The sequence below is a fragment of the Leptothoe kymatousa TAU-MAC 1615 genome, assembly GCF_018739865.1.
Classification (GTDB): domain Bacteria; phylum Cyanobacteriota; class Cyanobacteriia; order Phormidesmidales; family Phormidesmidaceae; genus Leptothoe; species Leptothoe kymatousa.
The window spans coordinates 208399-230558 of the sequence record NZ_JADOER010000003.1 but is presented as its reverse complement, the minus strand read 5'-3'; the positions used below and the strand labels follow the sequence as shown (position 1 = coordinate 230558).

The window sequence follows — 22160 nt, the reverse complement described above, 5'->3', positions numbered from 1 at the left end:
TGGGGGGGAGTTTAGGCCCCCACGAATCAGGGGGTTTCAGGGGGGCAAGCCCTGAGCGTTCCTTGGCTTTATTGACCGATAATTTTGAGCGTATTCAAGCGTGTTGGTTGATGGCAAAACCGGCTGCTTGGGGTCCCTCCGTGTTCCCTTCCGGAAGTAGTCCAATTATCCCCACTAGGCCAACTGGGTTTCCCCTGGGCAGGGCCGGAAACGCCGCCCTACAACCCAACGTACCAGGGTATCGCTAGTTGCATATATTAGGGAGTTACGGCGAGGACTATGGTGATTATTTCGACCTTGATGTTACAAGCAACCAAGTATTTTCCAATGCTTATGGATCACCTAGTCCATGGACCCCGCCGTACCCCCCTTCTTGGCTATTAGGGAAACTTTTGTTCGGGGGGTGTGGGGGAGTTTAGGCCCCCACGAATCAGGGAGTTTCAGGGGGGCAAGCCCTGAGCGTTCCTTGGCTTTATTGACCGATAATTTTGAGGTCGTTTTAAGGTGTTGGTTAATTTTAAGGTGTTGGTTAATTTTAAGGTGTTGGTTGATGGCAAAACCGGCTGCTTGGGGTCCCTCCGTGTTCCCCAAACCCCCTGGGCAGGGCCAGAACGCTGCCCTACAACCCACCGTACTAGGTTATCGAGCATTGCATAAATGAGGAGGTTACGGTGAGGACTATGGTGATTATTCTGACCTTGATGTTACAGGCAACAAAGTAGTCATAAATGCTTGTGGGATGCCTGGTCAATGGACCCCGCCGTACCCTCTTTCTTGGCTATTGTGGAGACCTTCTTTCGGGGGGTGTGGGGGAGTTTAGGCCCCCACGAATCAGGGGGTTTCAGGGGGGCAAGCCCTGAGCGTTCCTTGGCTTTATTGACCGATAATTTCGGGGCTGTTTTAAGGTGTTGGTTAATTTTAAGGTGTTGGTTGATGGCAAAACCGGCTGCTTGGGGTCCCTCCGTATTCCCTTCCGGAAGTAGTCCAATTATCCCCGCTAGGCCAATTGGGTTACCCCTGGTTAGGGCCGGAACGCCGCTCTAAGACCCAACGTACTAGGTTATCGAGCATTGCATATATTAGGGGGTTACGGCGAGGACTATGGTGATTATTTCGACAAGGGGTTAGGGGATCCCTGAAAGCTCTAAATATAGAGCTTTTAATCCAATCTTGCCCCTTTAGTGGACAGCCCTCAATTAGCGTTGGATTTTGAATCCAATGTGGGGTTAAGGCTCAAAACCGACTTGGTGCAAGATCTGGGTGATCCAAGGATTGTTGTTTGACTGCTTTATGCTAAAAAAGACTTTTTCTGCAGGATTTTGATTGGTTGTTGTAGGCAAAACGAGATATCCCATCCGTGTAGGGGCGGTGCATGCACCGCCCCTACACGGGATCGATCACCCCTAACCAATCTCCCCTGCCAACTCCGCAATCTCCCCATTCCGCCGATAATACCCAACCATTTCCCCTTCCTTCAACAACCCCACATACTCCGGCGGCTCCCATCCATCCCAGGTGGGCACATGGGGCACATAGGGCCGCTCCGTTTGTTTTACCAATGCCTTGGCCTCATCCAGCTTACTGCGGGCTTGAGTTTTGTCATCCACAGCCAGCGCTAGGCGACAGCGTTCCAGAGCCGCTTCGATTTGGAAGATCAGCATATGGCTACGCCCGGCGATTTGTTCGGCTTCGGTGAGATCGCGATGGGCGTTTTCCAGGTAGTCGGCTGGGGGCAAAGGCGGATGATCAATTGTCACTTGTGAACTCACTCGCCACAGTGCGGCCCGAGCCAAGAGCCCCCTGGTAATAAATTCTTGTGCTCCAGCCTGACGCAGCAGTGAGACACTTTGGTTAAGGTGATGGGTAGCCTGCTGTAGAAGTATCGTGAGATCGTCTGATGAGATAGATTCAACTGGATTCTTGTGTCTAAGAGTTGCTTCTAGAAAATAGGTCCGTCCTAGAGAGATGTTGTCTAATCCCGCATCTAAGAGGAAATCCTTGTCATTAGCTTCTTCTAAGGCATACTCAGCCCGCTCACGAACTTCACCACAGCGCGCCAACCAGGATGACACCTCACCGCTGCTTGCCCCAGTCTCTGCTGACGGCTGCTCCAGCCGATGGCTGGCAACCGCTTCCCCTGGCTCCAGCAGCCCCCGCTCCAGCAACAAATCACAGTAACAGAATCCCTGCGTCGAGTAGAGCAGCGGATACTCAGGCTGCCCCTCAGCCTGGAGGGTCTCGGCCTCGCGGAAGGCCCCATGGGCAGACTGCAGACGAGCCGCCTGGTGCAGGGCATCCGCCAGTGTTGTCCGATTAGCCATTCGATGAAAGGAATCGCCGCTGCGATCGCTTAGCTCCACCGCCTGCTCCCCCACCTGCACCGCCGCCGCCACATCCCCCAGCGTCAGGTACAGCTCGCTAAGGTTGGAAGCTGTTACAGCAGCATTTTTCCAATCATTTCTAGCAACTTCTCGCTCTAATCCTACTTGCATTGGCTGGGTAGCCTCAGCTAATCGTCCCAACGCTCGCAAGCGAAAGCTGGCACTACTCAACACATAAGCTTGTGTCTGTTCTGTTAAATTTGGATTTGGATGGCTAAACGGCACTTCAAACAAAACTGTTAAAGCCGCTAAATCAGTACCCATTGCGCCCAGTTTCTTTCTGCTGAAGCCCCCACCTTGTCGCTCAATTCGAGCATAAAAAACATCGTCTAAAGCTTCTTGCCACAGCCCCGCTTTCCCCCCATGGCCCATCGCATGATAAAGCGGCATCATCCCTTGCAAGGTGTCCGGCAATTCCGGAGCCACCTGCTTTAAATGCTCATAGAGACGACGATGGGCTTCTTTTGTAGCCTCCGAATATTGGCCAGCCAGCTGAGTGGCAAAATACTCCCGAATCAACGGATGGGCATCCAGGCAATTAAGAATCGAAAACTGAGACTTAGCAACAGGCTGCATCCCCTGATCAGCTAATGTTTCAGGACTTAGCAACCCATAGTCAATCAGATTCGAAACCGCCCATTGGCAATCCTCCACCGTCAACTCCACCAGGGCATCCGTCAACCCCGGAATCGCCGGAGCCGCACACACCGCCGCCAAACAGTCCCTCTCAGCCGGTCGATCAAACAGCCCCAACAGCCGCAAAATCGATAGCTCTACCCCATCGCCCAACCAGCGCTCATATTTTTCCACCAGCCGATGGGCATGGCCCCCCAACCGCTGGTCCACCCGCGACAGGTCCACCTCACCCATGCGGCGCACATCCCCATTACAAACCTTCTTCAGGTAAGTGCCCAACAACCGCAGCGCCAACCCATGGCCCTGCACCTGCCGCGACGCTGCCTCCAGCTCTGGCTGCAGCCCATTCACCCCCAACGCCCGCAGCAGCGATGCCCCCGCCCGATCCGACAATGCCTCCAGGTCAATCTTCGCCGCCGTTGGCATATCCGCCACCGCCTGCCGCGTTGTAATCACACACAGCCCGGCATTATTATCCACCGCCAGCTCCCGCACCAGTGCCGCCAGTCCCTGATCCTTAATGCGACCCACCTCCACCGAATCCGCACCCCACTGCATCGGCTCCATACCATCCAAAACCAGCAGCGTCTTGGTTTTGCGCATCAGCCGTGCCAGCCGTTCCCCCTTATCCCAGGCCGACCCTGCCTCCGGGGTTGGGTCACCCAAAAACCGCAGGGCTCGATCAATAAAATCCGCCGCCGATACCTGGGCATCCTCCCGTGAACCCTGGCTATAGAACGAATGGCCCAATACATACTGGGCACCCCGCCATTTATCCTTCCGTAGCCGCTCCAGCCAGGCGGCCACCAGCGCACTTTTGCCGACACCGCCAAAGGCCACCAAGCTGATCAGCGGCGTATTGGGATCGTCCCAGGCTTGGTCGAGTTGTGCCAGCTCTTTGTCTCGACCCATGAAGTGGGTAACGGCAGATGGCAAATGGGCAATGGCAATTTCTGGTGCAGCTTGCTGGGTTATGGCCGTCTGCGGTCGGCTCGAAAGTTCAGCCCCAGCCACCTGCCCCGCCCCTAACAGCACCGGCACCAAACTACCCGGCAGACTCTCCAGATCGATCCGATTACGGGCCAACTTAAAGGCAAACTCAATATCCCGCCCTGCCCCCAATCCATCATAAAAACCCACCGCAAACTCAATGGCCGCCTTCTCCCCGATTGCCTGATCCATGCCGATGGTGTAGGGAATATGCTGGGCGATGGCCTCGGCCTGTACCTGGGAATAGCAGGCGTTGAGCACCACGCATTCCACACAGTCTTGAAATAGCTGAAATAACTTGGACAGGGCTTCTGCGGTGACGGGTTTTGCCTGCCCCTGGCCATCCTCCAGGCTCAGGCCCGTGCCATCATCGCCATGGCCCGAGAAGTGTACAATGGCGGGCTCTAGGTTGAGGATGGCGCGCTGTAGGTCTTTGGGGGTGGTGGCCCAAATTGTTTTGAATATGAAGCGATCGCGATATTTAGATAGGGTTAATCCTTCCTGTATGTTGCGGACTTCTGCATCTAAGCGATCGCGGGTCGAATTGCTAGGACTGGACGCCACAAATAGAATTGTCTTTTGCTGCTCCATCCTTTAAACCCTTGGGCTCAACGTTCAGACTCGAAAATTTGCCAATCTTATCGAAAATATGGCCCCCAGGGCCGCTATCGACGGTCTCGGCAGGTTATTTCACCCCAGTGTGCTGATAGAAACCAAGCCTGTCAAGCCCATAAAGTGCCATGTGCTGATAGAAACCAAGCCTGTCAAGCCCATAAAGTGCAATCGTTTTGGTGTTTGTGCTAACCCCCACTCCCCAGGGTCAACCATCCCCCATCACCGCCATCGATACTACCGCCCACCGCCATCGATACTGCCGCCTGCCTCAATTGCTTACAGTGGGGGATGACACACAACCGCATCTACCTATGACCATTCCCCAACTCAGGTGTTCTCTGCGCCAAGAGATCCACGAGTTTTTGAAGTTAGCCATTCCCCTTACCAGCGCCCAGGTGGCTCAGTCTGCCACCGGATTTGTGGATACCATTATGATGGGCCGCATGGGGCCAGAAGTGCTGGCGGCGGGGGGGCTGGCGGCCATTATTTATATTGTCATTATGACCCTCTTCACCGGGGTGGTCATGGGGGTGAGCCCGTTGGTGGCGGAAGCTTTTGGCGCCAACCAACCCCACCGCATTCGGCAAGTTGCTCGCCAGGGCCTATGGCTAGCCGTTTTGGTGGCAATTCCGGCCATGCTGTTCACCAGCCGATTAGGTGGGTGGATGTTGCGCAGTGGCCAGGCTCCCATTGTGGTGGAGCTAGCGGACACATACCTGGATATTATTCTATGGAGCTTTTTGCCCATGGCCGGATTCACCGCCCTGCGGTCTACGGTGTCCGCCCTTTCCCAGGCTCGGCCGATTATGGTCACCATTGTTGTGGGCACTGGGTTTAATATTGTTGGCAACTATCTTTTGGGGTTTGGCAAGCTGGGCCTGCCCACCCTGGGGCTATCGGGGCTAGCCCTGGCCACAACGCTAACCTGGTGGGGCATGTTTGGGGCATTGGGGCTATATGTCTTGGGTAACCCGGTGATCAGGGCTTATGGCATTTTTCAATCGTTCTATGGGCCCCGGTGGAAGATTTTAAGGCAGTTGCTCTGGGTTGGGGCACCCATCGGCATTTTCTCGGGCCTAGAATCGGGATTTTTTATGACAATTATGCTGTTGATGGGGCGTTTGGGCACGGATGCCCTGGCCGCACATCAGGTCGTACTACAAACTATTGTTGTCTTTTTTATGGTGCCTTTGGGGATTTCTTTTGCCACTACGGTGCGGGTGGGACAATGGCTGGGCAAACGAGACCTGATGGGGATGCAACAGGCGACTGGGGTGAGCATCGGGCTTACTTCCGTGGCCATGTTTGCCGGGTCCCTGGCTTTTTTGTTTTTTCCAAAACAGATCATTGGCCTCTATTTAGATGTTAATAGTCCAGAAAATGAAGCCATTGTTGCCCTGGCCATGCCCCTATTAACCATTGCGGCGATCACGATGGTGCTGGATGGTGTGCAGAAGTCGGTATCTGGCGCCCTCCAGGGGGCCCAGGATACCCGGATACCGATGGTGCTCAATGTGGTGGGTTTTTGGGGGGTGGGTTTGTCGGTGGCCTATGGTCTTGGTTTTACCCTAGGCATGGGCAGTCGAGGCCTTTGGATTGGTCAGTCGGTTGCGATCGCAACCGTCACCATCCTCTTTAGCTGGCGGCTTTATCAACTCATCGGCGGTCGTGAAACCTCCATATTTTCAGCAACGTCTATGGAAATAGTCCCAACTACAGCGATAAAATCAAAACATTGATGATATGTCCTGAAGGAAAGCCCCATGCAAACTAAATCCTGGATCTTGTTGCCCCTGTGGTTGATTGCTATTGCCGTTGCCGTTAATAACCACCGGCCATTGCAAGCCCAACAGGTCACCACACCGCTCCCCATCATGACGATCCCCGTCAGCGAAGCAAATATTACCCTCCGTGTAGAAAATCAAACCCCTGCAGCCATCACCTACGAAGCCCTAGGGGATACCCAGCCCCGCGTTTTAACTTCGGGCCAAGATGCCACCTTACAAAGTCTGCGTATTCCCACCACCCTGACATTTTTCTATCAAGACAGCCAAAAAGATCGACAGCTGGGCCAAGGGCTTCTGCGGGCCACACTAGAACTCGACGAAGACACCAATACCCTCGACATCGTCATTAGTCCAACCCTTAACCTGGCCGCCGATGTCAGCAATATTATTATTGAATCCAATGGCAATGTCTTTGTTTTCTAAGCCACCAAAAGTAGCTTTTAGCAATGTCTAAACTGGTCTAGGAGATAATTAATCCCCATCCCCTAGGCCAGGCAGGCCCCGCCTAGTTTGCCAGGGGTTGAGCCGGACGGAACGGCGCCCCACTATCCTGAGAGGCCCCATCTTTAGAAACCTTAGGCGATGGCACAATGGGTTTGCTGGCAAGGACAGCCGCCGAATTGCCTAAGGCCGCAGTCAACGTTCCCAAGGTTTGCTCAACCAACGCGTCAGGATTCAGCACCGCCCAGCCGCTGTCAGTCCGCTGACGTAGCTCAAAATGCAGGTGGGGCCCCGTGGAGTTCCCTGTGCTGCCAACCAAACCAATAACTTCCCCCTGTTCTACCCACTCCCCTGCCCGCACCAACAATCGCGCCAGGTGGGCATAGCGACTTTCCAACGTATCGTCATGGTGGCGCAGCACCACCATCAGGCCATAGCCCCCAGTCGCATCGGCTAGCTCCACACGACCGGCCTGGGTCGCCACCACAGGCGTCCCCAACGGCGCCCCAATATCTGTGCCCGTATGGAACCGTTGGGCACCAAAAATTGGATGCATGCGCCAGCCAAATAGGGATGTCAAAGGGGCGGGCATGGTTAGGGGAAAAATAAATTTTTCACCCAGCTGTAGGTTCACCACCGTTTTAGCCGCTTCATTATAATAGTCACGGCTAGCAGCAGTTGTAAGCCCGGCTATCTTCTGCACACCGGGAATATTCATCACCGCCTCAGCCACATTCTGCTGCGCTGGCGCCGGCGCCACGCTTGCCCCATTGCCAATGGGGGCAGCCAATTGTCCACAGCCCGCCTGGGCCACCGAACTACCAGAACTCACCGAAAACTGACAGCCGCTGCTGCGCTCCGAAATCACCACATCTGGCATGGTTGCACCGACGTTATAGTCCGTCGGATCGACCTGAGCACTGCCATAATCCACTGGAGATATAAACTCCACCGCAGGCACCTGCGCAGGCACCTGAGATGCGTCACCCCCAGGCAGCTCACCTTTTAGGGAGTCTAACGTAGGGGGTAGCTGCTGGGCGGAGGGTTCTACAAATACGGCTCCGTAGTCCACAGCGGCAGGCTCGGGAGCTTCCGATTGAATGGAACTGGGCACAACATCGGTGGGCGTTACCGGTGTGGTCGGCTCAATTACCACGGGCGGCGGTGCCACAATTGGGGCAGGCGCTTCTACGACTGGGGTTGGCTCTGGCGCTTCAACACTTGGAATAGCTAATTCAATGGGGGCACCGTCGGTCTGCGCTAAAACGGCTTGGGTTCCTAACAAACCAGCCGCAGCAAACGCGCTCACCTTTAACAACGGCGCCCCGTGGGAAAACGACTTTTGAGCTATTCGAACAAACGTATTATCAGAAGCAGCCATGGCGAAATCAGTACTTGGTAGAATGCCGTATTAAATGTGTCCAACTTTCCCAACAGCTTTTGTTCTTAGGGAAAAGCGCCTAACTTAGCCACATAAACTTCTATACCAGTGTGGCATAAAATCCTTGTTTTGTAGGCTACTGAGGCGCGAATCACGCCCCCACAGCCTTTGACTGTACGCACAGCTAAAGGATCTCGCCCCACGCCTGTTGAAAAATGGTTTTGTGCCGTACGCAATTTAACGCTTCAGGTAGTGGCGTTATTATTTTCTGTGTTTTTCCCCAGAGGTATGCAGGCAGGTGTGGTGCGATCGCGTGGTCAGAGTCAGATTGACTGGAGCGTGTGATGTCGATACGCCCCACATGAGCAGCAGGTCTGTTGGCAGAGGGGAATCCATAGCCTACCGTCAGGGAATTGCGCCTGAATATCAGGGGCAGCGCCTAAGGCTACCGCTAAGACGGACTTACCAATGCCGCCAAGGCCATAGATGGCGCTGACCACCAGACTACTGGTTTCAGATTGAGTCCCGGTTAATAGAATGTTCTTGACGGCATTAAACGGCTCCAGACGAGGGACGTAGTTAGGGGGTAGTTTTTCGCCTGCCAGGAGTTGACACCTTAGGCATGGTGTTGAACTGTTGGGTTCGTACGGCTAACATGGCCGATGTGAAGTCAGTCGTAGTGACTCTAGAGCCTGTGTTAGAGGCCGATGTGAGAATCGGGAAAGTGTTTTTGACCAAGCCTTACGGAAGACTTAAGAGAGAACTTAGACCAAGCTCATCGCTGTATTTTAGGAGGACAATAACAATAAAGTCAGGAGAGAGTTTCGGCCCTGCCCCTCATCGGTGGGTGGTTGAGCGAACGTTTTGTTGGTCAGACAAAGCGAGACATCTGTGCCGAGACTATAATATGTTACCAGAGAACCATGAGGGGATTGTGCATGTGGTGATGATTCGCTTGATGCTGCGTCGTTTAACCGACAAGCGACGACGGTGGACGTTAAAGACGTTCCAAGTTGTTTAAAATCAGTTTACGAACTCACTTTATTGGCCTTTGTCTTTTCTAGATATGGCCTCGACTTGAGAGTTATCTATTGCATGTGGTAACAACCGACCCATACGGTCTAACCAATCTAAAATTGATTCTTGTGCTTTCCGATCAATAGGCTGTGTAACCTGGTATCGAGGCTCTTCACTAATAGAAGGATTGTAGCGTGTGGTCATGTTACTCACCATGAATCAAGTTACTGTAACCTCTGCAACTAATTATCTAAAAAGGTACGATTTCTCTGCATCAGAATCTTCTCTTCTGATTTCCCATAATACTGAGATTACTGAGATCTTGCACCACTCTCAATAAGGCTTGCCAAATTGGCAAAAGTTTGAAAAAACGGGCGTAACCAAACAGAAAAACCGGTTATGCAAACGATTCTTCAACACGCCCAAGAGCTAGTGTATACGCTGCGCGAACTGATGCCCAGTGTGTATCAAAAAGCGAGTCTCAATGCTCTGCTAGGTCTGTTTTTAGAGACACAAGGCCATGCGTTGCCCCAACATACCCCGGTGAAATCAGCGAGTTCATTAAGCCGATTTCTCAATCGTTATGGGTGGTCAACGCGTCAGGTGATTCGGGCCGTCCGTCAGGCTATTGTGGGGCAGATTGCCAAGCACCCGCCGCATCCGAGTGTTCCCATTCGACTATTAGTGGACTTAACGACCTTAGAAAAGAGCGGTAAGTTTAAGCATCTGAGTACCCCAACTGATAGTGCTCATGAGCCTGACCCTTGGGTGCGCATACTCAATGCTAAACGGGGATTACATGTCGTTATCCTGTATCTAGTCGTGGGGGAGTGGCGAGTGCCCTGGAGCTTTCGGGTATGGCGAGGCAAAGGCTACCCCAGTCCAGTTCAGTTAGCGTGTAAATTACTCGCAACCGTGCCCAAGCGATTGGTTCAGGGGCGATGTGTCATTGTCCAAGGGGATACGGAGTTTGGCACGGTTGAGTTTCTCAACGCGGTTCGAAAACGGTCTTGGCGAGGGGTGGTCGGCATGCGTGCGAATCGGACCCTGAAAGATGGTCGCTCGATTAAAGACCTCTATCGCCAAGCCAAGCGGGGACTGCAGGTCCGATTAACCGATATCGATTACCCGGTGACCCTATCCTGGTTTTGGCTCAAACGTGCGGAGGGTAAACGGGAGTTACGCTTTGTTGTCTCCACCTATCCGTATTCAGGGACCTACCTTATTCGCTTAGGCCGCAAACGCTGGGCCATTGAGGGATTTTTCAAAACCGCTAAGCATCAATTTGGATTGCACTGTTTTGGTCAAGGGACCAAATTAGGCGTCTATCGATGGCTAATCCTGTCACTGATTGCTTATCTGTTAGCGCATTGGATGGACCGATGGGCCTGGTTTCCTGATCTTGATTGGAAAGTCTCCTGTCAGATTGCTCGCAAGAAGCTAGTCCCCTCTGTCTATTGGTTTGCGCTACTCAACTATCTCCAAAATAGCGCTGATATCGCAGCCCAGTTTGGGTTTGAGATTGGTATTCACTCATTGCCTGACTGGGCTTATCAAGAATGGTGCAAGATCTGAGTTAGCCTATTTCTAACTGAGAGAAAGATTTTCAATTCGAATAGGGTATTCTTACGCCAAGATAATCTCAAATTAAAAACGGGTCTCAGCATCGCTAGGCCCGTTTTTTCTTTTAATGCTGTTGTGGATGAGTCAACCGTAAGCAACGGGGCTAGCAAGCGAAAGATTGTCGGCTTTCAAGTTAGAGCGCTGGTGGATAGAGCTAGATAGTGGGCTTCGTGGGCTGCTGCGAGATCGGCACCCCCTGATAAATAAATGATGCTTATCCATGGGCCAGATAAGCACTTTATGGAGTCATCAGACGATTGACCTGAATTTCGACATCCTGAAACGCGATTGGCGAGATGGTGCCAGCCTTCTGCACGTTTTCCGAGGTATATTCCCCATCCTGCAAATTTTTGAAAATATGGAGCTGCTTATCTTTCAAATTGACCACCCAATATTCCTGGATGCCCGATGTGGCGTAGGCACTTTTCTTGGTGGTCAGGTCCTTGGTCAGGGTAGCGTTAGAAAATTCTATAAGCCAGTGGATATCGCCGGGATAGGGGTGATGGTCTAAATAAACAGGCCCCAACGGTTTGATGATCGCCAGGTCGGGGATTGGCTCAGAATCGTCGCTGAGGGTGATGGGATGAGCTTCACTCACTTTTGCCCAAGTGCCCAGTAAGGCCCGCAGGTAGTCCCCCGCTTCTCGGTTGTAATAAGCATGAGGTTCACCCTCTGGCGGCATAATGATCAGCTCTCCGCGTAATAGCTCAACCGGCTGATCGTCAAATACACCAGCTTGAATGGCCTGGTGATAACGGTCGATAGTCCATTTGTAAGTGGTGACGGTCATAGCAGGCCCCCCACGGGAAAACGGCTGATGTATCAGTAGATTTAGTATGGCAAATTTACCTGCAGATAAATTGCCCCTTCCACAAAGGGCCAAGGCCATTGACCGAATCTATGTGGCCTCGGGCATTACAGTAATAGATAGGCTACCGTCCGTGCAAAGTTCAAACCTGCTCAATTCCGCCCAGGAAACCGGTGAGTTTTGAGCCCTTTATGTTTCTATACATAGGAATTGCCTGGGCGGGAATTAGGCTAAATTTTAGGCATGGCTTTAAGCTCATGGCCCAAAGCAACTGATAATCAGTGTTCTGGGGGAAGCTGTCGAATCTTCGAATTCCCCTGGGGGTATTGAAAAGCGCTGAAGTTGTTATCAACTTCAGCGCTTTTTGCTGTTGGTATTACATAGGGGTGAAAATTTCGATGATCACAATTGAAGTGACTGATGCGGAACTGCAGCGATTAATGGATGCCCTAACCATTGCCTGTGATGCTTATGGTGCTAGGGGGATGGAGATACAATCAATTCCGTTTGAGTTGCTGCGGGATAAATTAGAGGCGTTGCAGTCTGGTGCGGATGATTATGATTACGACTATTAGAGCGGCGGCTTTGATTACCATTCCATTAGTCGAGGGGCATAGTCGCTGCTGTCTGTTGCTTCCATGATGCGGGCGCCGTCTTGCGCTATATCTTGTGTCCATTCTTCTAGGGTGATCTAGATCACTGGCTAGACTCAGTTATTCTCAGAAAGCCCTTAATCAAGTTTCAGGTGCGGGTCAGATGCCGTTCAGGTCAGGGCGGCATGCTTGTAATCAATGAAGGTTATGCACTGAGTCTTGAAGGAGCTTTAACCATGAAACGCACACTGCTTTCCGCTTTAACGGTTCTTGTTGCTGCTGCTGCGATCGCACCTGTGGCTGCCGCCATCGAACCCACTACACTATCTTTTCAAGAAACTCGCTTAGAATCCTTTGACCGTCGCAATAAAAATACTGTTCACAAGCTACGCATTGAGCACCTGAACAATCAGTCGAAAGCTGTTGAAGATATTCAATCTACTCGTCTGTCAGGGTTGGATATTCGTAACAAAGCTGTTGAAGATATTCAGTCCGAGCGACTCAATGGCTTGGATGTTCGCAGCAAGGCTGTGGTGCGCTAAAGCAAACTTGTTGTTCAGTTAGGTTTGGGTGTCTTTTGCCATCTCCGTTTATCGGTGAAGCTTCATTCCCAGGGCACCCTTTTCTCTTTATGGGAAAACCAATCTTTCCTTTTCCCTAATACGCATTGCCAAGACCTCTAGCCCTTGGTTGGAGGCTTTGTCATGACTGCCATGTATCTATCGGCTGGGCCAGTATCTCTTTACTCCGATTGTGGCCATTCTATTTCTGCATTCCCAGGGGTTGTGTCTTTTTCGTACCGTTCTTGATGGCGTTTTGCCCGCTCTTGTTTTGTTGCCGTCGCCAAGGGTGTGGTTGAAAGTTGTTCTAATAGGTCATAACCTGCGCCGAGGTACATCAACACCAATTCTTGGATGTGAATATTATGGATGAGTTCCGGTGGCAAACTGCGCAAAGCTTTGGCGAGCTGTTGTTGTGTGGCCGGTGAACTGACCTGTTGCGGTTGGGTGAGTTCATCCCCCAATGGGATTTCAGCTGGCCATTGGTAAAAAGCGGGTTCGGTTAAGGCGACGAGCCAGGGGGCAAATTCGGGATGGTGCCAAAGGGTAACTTGATTGTTGAGCAGTGAGTTAACTAGGTCGGTCGGGTCTAGCGGCTGGGCTGCTTCTGCCGGGTCGGCGGTATAGAAATCGTCGATATTATCATTGAACCAGGCATACCAGGTGGAGCCAGTGCCATGGTCTTGAATGGTGCCGCCCTCGGAGGTGGTACTGGGGGCTGGCTGTGGGGGTAGGCTAGCTGTGTTGCGCTGGATGTGTCTGCGGATTAACCATGTAATCCATGGCATCAGCCCTAGCTTGATGCAGCTAGTGAGGATGATGTCCCGTAATGTCGATAATGGTTGCTTCCAGTTCTGTGCCATTGACTCTATTTTCCTTGGGCCTTCGACGATTACGGTGGATGAACGCGCTGGTGGATATTGATTGATTTTGTGAAATTGATTAGGTTCCCTGAATCCATTGTAAATGCTGGCATCCCGTCTTTGTAGAGGCGATGCGGCTGGCTGGGGGGATGTCGGTATGACTGGGGCAGCTGCTGGGCAAACTCGTTTTTTGCCTTTTTGCGCTGTGCCTGGGGAGCTTGGTAAAGCTTTGGCAGCCTAAGGGGGGCTTGGCTGCGCACCTGAATTTAGGCAACCATTTTGCTTATCTATTTGCTTATCTATGGCAAAACGGTTTCAAGCACCCAATTTTTGATGCGGGGATTGACGAGTTCGGGGCGATCGTCATGGGGACAATGGCCCGCTTCTAAAAAATGCTCTTCAATATCGCTGTAATACTTTCTAAATAACTCGCTGCGCTGTTCACAGTTCATCCAAGGGTCCTTGGTGCCCCACAGCAACAACAACGGTCTTTCTAACTGCGACAACAGGACATCTACGCGCTCGCCCCTGGGAGCTTTGAATAAGGCCGCGAACGCAGCGGGCGCTTCGGGGTCAGTGGCTGGACGATAAATGTTCTCAATCAGTTCTTCGGTAACGGCATCCTGATTGACATATACCTGTTTTAGCGTCTTGCGAATATAAGACTTCTTTTTTACAAACTGGAAAACAAACCAGCTGGGAATTGGACTGAGGATAATGTTTTTAATTAGGTCACCCATGGCCTTTTTCCAGGGACTGGGTGCCTGCGTCGGCATTTGATCCTTAAATGAGCCGACGCCGTTGAGCAACACTGCCCCTTGGACCCACTGGGGGCGAGTCGCTGCTGTAAATAGGCAGCTATAGCCACCAATCGAATTGCCTGCAATCACTGCGGGGCGGCCAATGACGTGCTCAATAAAGTCGCTGAGCTGGTCGCGCCATAGGTCAGAACTGTAGCCGCCAGAGGGTTTGGAGGAGCGACCAAACCCGATTAGGTCGATGGCCCACACTTCAAAATCTTGCTGGAGTTCGGCAATATTTTTAGACCAATGGTCGGTGGATGCTCCGAACCCATGCACCATGAGCAACGGTGGGCGATCGCTGTGGGATTCCCCTGCACGGACGTAGTAGACGGTGAAGTCTCGCCAAGTCCAGGTGTTGCCGATGGCGGGAGTAGCTGCGATGGTCATGGGTAAATTCAAAGGACGTGGTTTTAAGAGTGGATGGCCCACCCAGGTGTTTGTTAAGTAATGTTTCGTGACATGTTTAAGTCTATCGTGGCTTACGCATCCTTGCTGCGATGGGCCGCTAGGCTGGGTATACGCTTGTTGGGTGCTGATGCTTTTCCGTCGAAAATGCTTCTGGGCTTAACTTGGCTGTGATGGTGTTTGTGTGCTGTGTTGCCCCGCTATGGCTTTTTCTCGATCTACCCGTCGTCGTACGTTTCAGCTATGGTTTGAGCGTTTGATGGTTGCGATCGCAACCGCTAACCTCATCCTGGTTGCCTTTGACCTCAGCTATATTCGCTTTCGTGATGTTTACTTTACGGTGCTGCCGACACCGACCACCTGGTACGGTCAAACCTTCAAAGGCATCGAAGAGCACCGAGTGACGGCCACCTATTTGGCTGATGTGGATGCCCTGAAGGACACGCTGGAAAGTGAAGGGTTAGACTCCCGCAGCGCGCAACGGCAGCTGGCCAATTTACGGTCCAGCAGCATTGACCTCATTGATGAAAATCCCTTTGCGGTAGCCAATAAGTCGGGGACTTTGGAGCGCATTAAAAAGGAAATGCGCGATCGCACCGAGCAAGATAACTCATCAAAAGATGCCTTTCGTACCTTTTGGAGTCCCGCCTATCTACAAAAGGGCTGGGCCGATGAAATCGACTTTTTTGAACAGCAAATTCGACCCAAAATCGAAACCAACTACTGGCGAGGCATTGGCTTTAATGGTTTACCAAAGGATCGATTTTGGCTGATTGACCTACCGTTTATCGCCCTCTTTGGCTTTGAATTTTTAGCCCGTACCTATTTCCTCAGCCGCCGCCACGAAAATACCACCTGGTTTGATGCCATGCTGTGGCGTATTTATGATGTGCCATTATTCCTGCCATTCTGGCGCTGGTTGCGAGTCGTGCCAGTGGTGGTGCGTTCCAATCAAGCTCAACTATCCCATTTAGATCCCATTCAAGGTCGCATTAACCGCATCTTGATTAGTCAGTTTGCAGTAGAACTCACAGAAGTCGTCTTTTTGCGTTTAATCGATCAGTCGCAGAATCTAATTAAAGAAGGTCAAATCAGTCGCTGGGTCTTTGAACTCACCTCAGGTAACGAAAATTACATTGACCTCAATGATGTGGATGAGGTTCAAACCATTGCCCAGCGGCTGAGTGAGATTCTAGTGGATAAAATTTTGCCCGAAATTAAACCGGAAGTGGATGATGTACTCAGCCATACCTTCACCGGTGCCCTATCCCAGGCGCCCGCCTATCAAGGGTTAAAAATCCTGCCAGGGTTCACCAATATCTCTGAGCAAATTACCCATCAAATTTCCGCAGAAGTATCAAAAAATCTGTACGGGAGCCTGCGGCAAGCGCTCTCCGACGAAAAGGGCGCAGCTCTGATGGGGAAACTAGTGGAGAGCTTTGGCCATCACTTTCGAGAAGAACTACAGCAGGGTAATACGCTTAATGAGTTGCAAGGGTTGATCAATGACTTTCTCGAAGAAGTCAAGGTCAACTATGTGGAACGCATTGCCGTGGATGATGTCGAAACTCGCCGTGATAATACCTATCGTCTGTACAGTGCCACTCAAAAATCGCGACCTACTCCAGCAAAATTAGTCGGTCGATAATTACTGATTATCATTAGATCAAATGCACTATATTGAGAGGGCGTCTAAGGGGATCAAGGAAGGAGGATCAAGGAAAGCCGAGAATTCTTAACTAGGGCGAAAGTCGGAATTTTGAAGTCGGACTTCTGAAATGTGAGGGGTTCTGACTTCCGACTCCCGATTTCCGGCTCCCTGCGTCCGGCTCCCCACTTCCGGCTCCCGACCTTCCCTGGGGACATCGTTCCGCTTTGGGTTGACTTCTCCCCTAATGGTGGCAATGCAGGGACTCAGGAATTTACCGAACCGGTTTCAATTCGCTGTTGCCCCTTGTCATTTTGGAAAATTGACTTAATCTAAGACTTAATTTCTTACGTTCTGCTTCCTGCTTTGACTGAGACTGCTGCCACATCCACTACTCCCTATGGGTCTGTCGCTGCGCAGATTCCCCGACAGCGGTGGCACATTTTTCCGCCCCAGGTGCAGCAGTCCCAGCGAATGGCTACGGTGACCCAGCTATCGCCTCTGATTGCTCAGGTGTTGATCAATCGTGGAATCCAAACGCCCGAACAGGCATGGCTGTATCTGGACCCAGAAACCCAGCAGCTGCCGTCTCCTTTGGATGAGTTTCCCGATTTACCCCGCAGTGTGGAGCTGTTGCGACGGGCCATTGAGCAAGGCCAAAAGATCGCCGTTTGTGGTGACTACGACGCCGACGGTATGACCAGTACGGCCCTGCTGCTGCGTGCTCTGTGGCACTTAGGAGCCGATGCCCACTATGCGATTCCGAGCCGTATGCAGGAAGGCTATGGCATCAACTGTCGCATTGTGGAAGATTTTCATGCTGATGGGGTGGGGCTGATCCTAACGGTAGATAACGGCATTGCTGCCTATGAACCGGTGGCTCGGGCCGTGGAGCTGGGGTTAACGGTGATTATTACCGACCACCACGATCTGCCGCCGAAACTTCCCCCGGCCCAGGCGATTTTAAATCCTAAACTGTTGCCCACTACATCTCCCTATTACGGGGTGGCGGGGGTGGGGGTGGCGTATATTTTAGCGGTGTGCTTAGCCCAGGCCCTGAGCCGTGCTCAAGATCTCACGGCGTCTTCGTTAGAGTTGTTTACCCTCGGCACCATTGCCGATTTGGCCCCCCTGGTCGGTGTGAATCGTCGGTGGGTACGTCGGGGTTTGCAGTTGTTGCCGAGGTCTCGCATCCCCGGTATTCAGGCCCTGATTGAGGTGGCAGGGCTAGATCAGGGCAAAAAAGCCCTTAAGCCAGAGGCGATTGGTTTTCGGTTGGGGCCAAGAATTAATGCCATTGGTCGGATTGGCGATCCGCAAGTTGTTATTGACATGCTCACCACGGAAGATGTGGGGGTGGCGCTACAGCGTGCAATGCAGTGTGAAGAGACCAATACATTGCGCCAGCGGATGTGTGAGTTGATTGAGACCCAGGCGGTGGCCTGGTGCGAAGAACAACAGACCCAGGGCAAGCTAAATTTGCAACAAGCGCGGGTGCTGGTGGTGGTGCAGCCCGATTGGCACCATGGGGTGATTGGCATTGTGGCATCGCGTCTGGTAGAGCGCTATGGCGTGCCTGTGTTTATTGGCACCTACGAAGATAAAGAGAAAAAAGAGATTCGTGGTTCTGCCAGGGGGATTCCTGAATTTAATGTGTTTGAGGCATTGCAGGCCTGTGACGATCTGTTGGGGAAATACGGTGGTCACCGAGCTGCTGGGGGGTTTACCTTCGCCGCGAGAAATCTACGCCAGGTGATCTCTCGGCTGAGTTATTTTGCGTGTCAACAATTACAGCCAGAGTATCTTAAGCCTTTGGTGAAAATTGATGTGGAAGCGAAGTTGGCAGATATTAATTTTGATCTTTATGAACAAATTGATCATCTCCATCCCTGTGGCATTCAAAATAATGAGCCAGTTTTCTGGACGTCCATGGTAAATGTTGTTGATCAACAGATTATTGGGAAGGATCGCAAACACTTAAAGCTCACCCTCTCCCACACCCATCCTGATACGCACCAGGTAACGTCTATGAAGGCATTGGCCTGGCGCTGGGCCGAATATCATCCGTTGCCGCACCAGGTGGATATTGCCTATAAAATTCGGCTCAATGAATGGCAGGGGCAGCGTTCCATAGAGCTAGAACTGTTGGGGGTGAAACCCACTCAGCCAGACCTGACCGCTGGGGCTATTCCGCCGTGGTCAGTGGTATCTGAGGCCCAGCCCATGCACCCGGTGGCTGAGCCCGCTCCCTTGCCGGAGACCTCGGAGGCCGCTGTGCCAGATGTATCTGACCCTGGTCGGGAGGCATCGCCGGATTTGCCGGATTTGCCTCAAATGGCTGGCGTATCTGAGCTCTCTGAAGTAGCGTCGCCCCTGCCGCCAGATGCGATGGGGCCTGGTATCCATGCAGAATTTTTCTATGACAAGCGCCGCTATGTGAGCACCCTAGATCAAGAGAATGCTTCCCAGGAACTGAAGATTCGCAATGGGGAAGGTCAGCTGTTGGTGGTGCAACTGGTGCAGCGACGCGGTGTTTTGTACCTGCCCGGCGCGTCTCCGGAGGTGGTGGATTTGTCCGATAGCCACTATTTCAATTTGCTGCGGGCTGGTTTGAATGCGTTGGAACTGAAGCAAAAGACCAGTGCTTTGATGTATAAGGACGACCTGCTGGCGGAAAAAGATGAGTTGTTGGTAGAAAAAGATAGCCAAATTGCTAAATTGAATCAGCAAATTCAGATGCTGGAAGATAAGATTACCCAGCTATCTGAGGAGAAGCAAACGGCTTTTCAGACACTGCAAACAGAGTTGCAACAACAGCAAGCTGCGATCGCAGATCAAGAAGCGCATATTGTTCAGCTACAGACCCATCCCCCTCGCCGTCAGACCCCACCGCCTGACCCTGGGGCGATTAAGGAAGAAGTGCGACAGGTGTTGGGGGATAGCGTGTGGTTCTGTATTCAAGCCGACTCCCAAAAAGATGTTTGTGCCGCCTATCGCTATGGGCACATGCTGCAATCCAATGGTACAGATCCCGATATTGCCGATTATTCAGAAGCCGGTATGCGGCTATGTTTGGCGGTGGAGCGGGAAGTTATGGCTCCCTTTTTCGCGGACCTCTACGATTTTGTCCGATTAGAAGGGGTGTCTACGATGGCAGGGGTGGAGTTAGGACCACAACGGGGCTACCACCTGGGCCTGATCCCGGCCCTATTGCTGGCAGAAAAGTGGCGCACCTTTAAGCAAAGCGCCCTGGGCGAGCCCCAGGTAGTGCCCGATAAGCAGCTGTATTACACCTTTACTGCGGCGGTAGAACCTAGCGATCGCGACCGTACTTTGCTGGTGGAATTTTTTGAGCAGTGGGAGCATCCCATGGCTGCCTGTTTTCGGGAAAAAGCGAAGCAAGCGGCGGCTAGCCTAGACCAAATTCATTGCTTGCACCAGATTGCTACCAATAGCGATAGTTTCCTCTATGTCTGGCATTACCAATTACTGCGGCAGCTGGTAGTCGGGGGCGATAACCGACGGGGCTTATTTCGTCAGATATACGGAGGTTAAGCCCTCAGAATAATTAGCCATAGTACAGACCCTGTGGATAACTCCATAGGGCTCAGACCCCTCTTCTAGCGAGGAATTGATGGAAATCTAAAAATAGCTGAAATTTTTGAAGTTCAATGTCCTGAGCACTTCCAGCTCTTTTTAGGCCTTAATCTTTCTACCACAAATTGCTGACGTACATTACACCGATTTAACTTCCTCCAGATTTTTCCACACGTTTTCCACAGGTTTTTCCACAGCCTGCACATGTTTTCCACAGGTTTAATAATTTGCGGTTTGCATCCGTAATTCTTTAAGGGAAAGATATATTTAACAGACTCAATCAATGCTGGATCTGTGGGGACGATCTTGAAGGTGAGCACAGTGATTAATTTGACGTTGTGGAATATTCTGTATTTCCTTGATATATGGGGGCGAATTTCATAATTTCAGTGAACTTGCCTCTGCCATGTGTAGGGATATCGCAGCCAACCGGGGATCCTATAGTTGTGCGTCAAGATACACAGTGGCTGATGGCAATACTCAGACTTATGGCTGAACATAAGTCAATATGCGCTTAGGGTTGGCCGTTGTCTGTAGGGAAGTAATATTCCGTGGATTTCCTGCCTATCTGCTGACGATTTGTATAACTAGGTTAGTCGTTGTTCTGCGTGCTTTTGCCGTGTAAAGACACAGAGTCCTATGGTGAGTGGTCAAGTTATTAATATTGGTAATGATGGTCGCTTGTCTGCTGAAACTAGCGATTGTTATCGAGATGAGCTTAGGATCTGCGATCGCGTCATTAAACGCTATCCATACCATTACCAGGCCTGGAACTATCGCAGCTACCTCCTAGCTAATATCGGTCGGTACGAAGAAGCGGCCGAAAGCTATCGCCATACTCTGTCTCTCAAGTCGACTGAGCACCGTGTTTGGTGTAACTACGGCGCTGTGCTGGAAAAGCTAGGCATCTTAGACGAGGCGTCCCGATGCTACAACCGTGCACTTAAGCAGTCTCCCTATTATTTCAAAGCGCAATATCGCCAGAGCAAAAATCTGCACCGTAGGGCGCTCTATGACGAAGCGATTTTGAGTTATGAACAGGCAATTCAGCTACGTCCTAACTTCTATAAGATTTGGTACTACCGCGGCAAAGCGCTTTTACAGTTAAATCGCGTTGACCAAGCCATCCTTAGTTTTCGGAGGGCTGTGGAGCTATTTGATGGCGACAGTCAGCTATGGATGATCTTGGGCCGCACCTTGTTGCAGACCCATCAGCCCCAAGATGCCCGAGCAGCCCTAAACTGCGCCCTGCGGCTGGCCCCCGACAATGGCAGTGCCTGGAGCTATCAGGCCGCCTCGCTCAAATCCCTAGGGAAATTAGACGATGCATTGGCCAGTCTGGATAAAGCTGTTGATCTAGAGCCAGATAACTTTCGATTTTGGCATCTGCGTGGGTTGGTGCTGCTGGATTTAGAACGGCTGACCGTCGCAGAAGAAAGCTTTACCATGTCTCTCAAGCTTCAGGCCTATAACCACCAGGCGTGGTTGGCTATGGGCTGGACGCTGCAAAAAATGGAAGACTATAAGCGGGCAATTGAAGCCTATGATAAGTCGCTGTCCATCGAGCCAGATCAGCCCCTGGCGTTTTATCATCAAGCCCGGTGCCATGCGCGCTTAGGTCAAGATACATGGGCCTTAGAGCATTTACGTCGTGCCATGTCTTTGGATCCTAATATCTATAATGAACGCTCTTATGAGGACCCCTTGCTGCAATCGATTTGGCAGGATCTAGAAAATGATGATGCGGGTGATGATTTGGAAGAGTTGGAACTGAGTTCCTTTGGGTCATCGAGTTAAGCACGGGCGGCCCAGGGAGCTGCTTAAAAGCGTTCGATTTTAGGCCTTTAGCTGTCAGGCCTTTTCCATAAATAAAGGCAGCTAATTCCATAAACTAGCTGCCTTTATTCAAACTATGGAGCTAAGCGGGCTCGAACCGCTGACCCCCTGCATGCCATGCAGGTGCTCTACCAGCTGAGCTATAGCCCCTTGTCTTCAATAATAATCTCTTGCTA

Annotated in this window: 13 protein-coding genes, 1 tRNA gene and 1 pseudogene; 8 read left to right on the top strand and 7 right to left on the bottom strand. The window is 51.7% G+C overall.

What is annotated here, in order from left to right; translation table 11 throughout:
* Window positions 1-1403: 1403 nt before the first annotated feature.
* On the bottom strand, window positions 1404-4598 hold the full coding sequence (locus tag IXB28_RS02570; protein ID WP_215616981.1) for an AAA family ATPase: 3195 nt from the start codon (window positions 4596-4598) through the stop codon (window positions 1404-1406).
* 335 nt (window positions 4599-4933) lie between these two features.
* Here IXB28_RS02570 and IXB28_RS02565 point away from each other — a divergent pair, with 335 nt between their 5' ends.
* Entirely contained in the window at window positions 4934-6361 is a 1428-nt protein-coding gene (locus IXB28_RS02565; RefSeq protein WP_215616990.1) for an MATE family efflux transporter, read from the top strand.
* Window positions 6362-6385: 24 nt separating this feature from the next.
* A complete protein-coding gene (locus IXB28_RS02560; protein ID WP_215616980.1) occupies window positions 6386-6832 on the top strand; it encodes a hypothetical protein in 447 nt (148 codons plus the stop codon).
* Window positions 6833-6914: 82 nt separating this feature from the next.
* Here the strand turns inward: IXB28_RS02560 and IXB28_RS16460 are convergent, their stop codons facing one another.
* Window positions 6915-8231: a M23 family metallopeptidase gene (locus tag IXB28_RS16460; RefSeq protein ID WP_246559586.1), complete on the bottom strand. Its 1317-nt coding sequence runs from the start codon at window positions 8229-8231 to the stop codon at window positions 6915-6917.
* 1041 nt (window positions 8232-9272) lie between these two features.
* Window positions 9273-9452: a DUF3134 family protein gene (locus IXB28_RS16970; RefSeq protein WP_215616978.1), complete on the bottom strand. Its 180-nt coding sequence runs from the start codon at window positions 9450-9452 to the stop codon at window positions 9273-9275.
* A 195-nt stretch (window positions 9453-9647) separates the two neighbouring features.
* Here IXB28_RS16970 and IXB28_RS02540 point away from each other — a divergent pair, with 195 nt between their 5' ends.
* Entirely contained in the window at window positions 9648-10823 is a 1176-nt protein-coding gene (locus tag IXB28_RS02540) for a transposase (protein WP_246559585.1), read from the top strand.
* A gap of 286 nt (window positions 10824-11109) precedes the next feature.
* On the opposite strand, the gene IXB28_RS02535 is transcribed toward IXB28_RS02540, so the two are convergent.
* Complete coding sequence (locus IXB28_RS02535) at window positions 11110-11661, bottom strand: Uma2 family endonuclease (protein WP_215616977.1); 552 nt, start codon at window positions 11659-11661, stop codon at window positions 11110-11112.
* 416 nt (window positions 11662-12077) lie between these two features.
* Here IXB28_RS02535 and IXB28_RS02530 point away from each other — a divergent pair, with 416 nt between their 5' ends.
* Both IXB28_RS02530 and IXB28_RS02525 read left to right on the top strand, forming a co-directional pair.
* On the top strand, window positions 12078-12254 hold the full coding sequence (locus IXB28_RS02530) for a hypothetical protein (RefSeq protein WP_215616976.1): 177 nt from the start codon (window positions 12078-12080) through the stop codon (window positions 12252-12254).
* Window positions 12255-12508: 254 nt separating this feature from the next.
* Window positions 12509-12814 carry a hypothetical protein gene (locus tag IXB28_RS02525; protein WP_215616975.1) on the top strand — a complete coding sequence of 102 codons (306 nt, stop codon included), beginning with the start codon at window positions 12509-12511 and terminating at the stop codon, window positions 12812-12814.
* Window positions 12815-13014: 200 nt separating this feature from the next.
* On the opposite strand, the gene IXB28_RS02520 is transcribed toward IXB28_RS02525, so the two are convergent.
* Together IXB28_RS02520 and IXB28_RS02515 are read right to left on the bottom strand one after the other, a co-directional pair.
* A complete protein-coding gene (locus IXB28_RS02520) occupies window positions 13015-13695 on the bottom strand; it encodes a hypothetical protein (RefSeq protein WP_215616974.1) in 681 nt (226 codons plus the stop codon).
* A gap of 299 nt (window positions 13696-13994) precedes the next feature.
* A complete protein-coding gene (locus tag IXB28_RS02515) occupies window positions 13995-14885 on the bottom strand; it encodes an alpha/beta fold hydrolase (protein ID WP_215616973.1) in 891 nt (296 codons plus the stop codon).
* Window positions 14886-15105: 220 nt separating this feature from the next.
* Here IXB28_RS02515 and IXB28_RS02510 point away from each other — a divergent pair, with 220 nt between their 5' ends.
* The 3 genes and pseudogenes from IXB28_RS02510 (at window position 15106) to IXB28_RS02500 (ending at window position 21945) form a co-directional block, all read left to right on the top strand.
* Window positions 15106-16551, top strand: a complete 1446-nt coding sequence (locus IXB28_RS02510; protein WP_215616972.1) for a hypothetical protein — start codon at window positions 15106-15108, stop codon at window positions 16549-16551.
* A 366-nt stretch (window positions 16552-16917) separates the two neighbouring features.
* Window positions 16918-18708, top strand: a pseudogene (gene recJ / locus IXB28_RS16965) (single-stranded-DNA-specific exonuclease RecJ); the annotation flags it as partial.
* Between the two features lie 2079 nt (window positions 18709-20787).
* A complete protein-coding gene (locus IXB28_RS02500; protein ID WP_215616971.1) occupies window positions 20788-21945 on the top strand; it encodes a tetratricopeptide repeat protein in 1158 nt (385 codons plus the stop codon).
* Between the two features lie 116 nt (window positions 21946-22061).
* On the opposite strand, the gene IXB28_RS02495 is transcribed toward IXB28_RS02500, so the two are convergent.
* Window positions 22062-22134: transfer RNA gene (locus tag IXB28_RS02495), tRNA-Ala, on the bottom strand.
* Window positions 22135-22160 lie beyond the last annotated feature (26 nt).

Coding starts and splice junctions, on each gene's coding strand:
- IXB28_RS02540 (WP_246559585.1), top strand. CDS start 9,648: ATGCAAACGATTCTTCAACACGCCCAAGAGCTAGTGTATACGCTGCGC.
- IXB28_RS16970 (WP_215616978.1), bottom strand. CDS start 9,452: ATGACCACACGCTACAATCCTTCTATTAGTGAAGAGCCTCGATACCAG.
- IXB28_RS02510 (WP_215616972.1), top strand. CDS start 15,106: ATGGCTTTTTCTCGATCTACCCGTCGTCGTACGTTTCAGCTATGGTTT.
- IXB28_RS02500 (WP_215616971.1), top strand. CDS start 20,788: ATGGTGAGTGGTCAAGTTATTAATATTGGTAATGATGGTCGCTTGTCT.
- IXB28_RS02565 (WP_215616990.1), top strand. CDS start 4,934: ATGACCATTCCCCAACTCAGGTGTTCTCTGCGCCAAGAGATCCACGAG.
- IXB28_RS02525 (WP_215616975.1), top strand. CDS start 12,509: ATGAAACGCACACTGCTTTCCGCTTTAACGGTTCTTGTTGCTGCTGCT.
- IXB28_RS16460 (WP_246559586.1), bottom strand. CDS start 8,231: ATGGCTGCTTCTGATAATACGTTTGTTCGAATAGCTCAAAAGTCGTTT.
- IXB28_RS02570 (WP_215616981.1), bottom strand. CDS start 4,598: ATGGAGCAGCAAAAGACAATTCTATTTGTGGCGTCCAGTCCTAGCAAT.
- IXB28_RS02515 (WP_215616973.1), bottom strand. CDS start 14,885: ATGACCATCGCAGCTACTCCCGCCATCGGCAACACCTGGACTTGGCGA.
- IXB28_RS02535 (WP_215616977.1), bottom strand. CDS start 11,661: ATGACCGTCACCACTTACAAATGGACTATCGACCGTTATCACCAGGCC.
- IXB28_RS02560 (WP_215616980.1), top strand. CDS start 6,386: ATGCAAACTAAATCCTGGATCTTGTTGCCCCTGTGGTTGATTGCTATT.
- IXB28_RS02520 (WP_215616974.1), bottom strand. CDS start 13,695: ATGGCACAGAACTGGAAGCAACCATTATCGACATTACGGGACATCATC.
- IXB28_RS02530 (WP_215616976.1), top strand. CDS start 12,078: ATGATCACAATTGAAGTGACTGATGCGGAACTGCAGCGATTAATGGAT.